At 64.1% G+C, this 523-nt stretch carries 1 protein-coding gene; it reads right to left on the bottom strand.

All coding sequences use genetic code 11. From position 1 onward, the window contains the following. Window positions 1–503, bottom strand: a 503-nt coding sequence (locus tag ACT6Q8_RS25680) for a class I SAM-dependent methyltransferase (RefSeq protein ID WP_444739504.1), incomplete at its 3' end; no start/stop codon positions are given. Between the last annotated feature and the right edge of the window lie 20 nt (window positions 504–523).

Here is a 523-nt window from a genome sequence, read left to right as displayed (position 1 = left end):
AGCGTCCGCTTATACCATTGGCGCAAGGTCAGCGCATAATGCAGCCGCAGCGTCTCGACGTCGGTGGCGATCAGCCGGCTCTTCTCGCTTGCCGCCAACGTCTCGCTGAGCGCAGGGATATAACCGCCGGGGAAGATATATTTGCGCGTGAAGGCGTCGGTCGCCCCCGGCCTGCCGAAACGGCCGATCGTGTGGAGCAGCATCACCCCATCGGCATTCATCAGATTGGCACAGGCGCGAAAGAAGGTCTCGAAATTGGGGGCGCCGACATGTTCGAACATGCCGACCGAGACGATGCGGTCGAACTTTCCCGCCGCGCGCGCGGCGAGGTCGCGATAGTCAATCAGTTCGAATTTGACGCGGTCGGCGACCCCCGCCGCCTCGGCGCGCTGGCGCGCGAGAGCGAACTGCTCCTCCGACAACGTGATCCCATGGACTTCGACCTGCTCGAGCTTCGCCAGCGTAATCGCCATCCCGCCCCAGCCGCAGCCGATATCGAGCACGCGTTGCCCCGGTTTGAGCG

Origin of the sequence: Niveispirillum sp. (assembly GCF_052437035.1) — a bacterium.
Lineage (GTDB): Bacteria > Pseudomonadota > Alphaproteobacteria > Azospirillales > Azospirillaceae > Niveispirillum.
Note: the sequence above shows the minus strand (reverse complement) of the source record. Positions and strands in the feature narration are given on the sequence as shown.